The 279-nt window shown below is 46.6% G+C and carries 1 protein-coding gene; it reads right to left on the reverse strand.

Translation table 11 applies throughout. The features are described 5' to 3' along the window. A partial coding sequence (locus LZP73_RS21150) for a hypothetical protein (protein ID WP_234236979.1) occupies nucleotides 1–279 on the reverse strand: 279 nt, incomplete at both ends.

Below are 279 nucleotides of genomic sequence, written 5' to 3' on the forward strand. Positions count from 1 at the left end.
TCGCGTCCAGGCCCATTCAGGAAGCCCCGCCACCGAGACCTTTTGTGTAAATTGATACACCTTCATCCCTTTCGGGAAATAAGTTTCATTAAAATAGTCTGGATCAATAAATCCGGGTTCTGCCTGCTCAGCCAGAATCTCTTTTCGGATAACAGGATGCATGCTGTCTGGCTGCGCTTCAGGTATTCCCTGCTGGTTGATGGTCACCTTTATCGAAGAAAGTATGGTTTCTTCCTGCTTAACAAAACGAACCAAATCCAGACTGCACCCTGCTTTTTG

Origin of the sequence: Shewanella sp. AS16 (assembly GCF_021412365.1) — a bacterium.
Lineage (GTDB): Bacteria > Pseudomonadota > Gammaproteobacteria > Enterobacterales > Shewanellaceae > Shewanella > Shewanella salipaludis.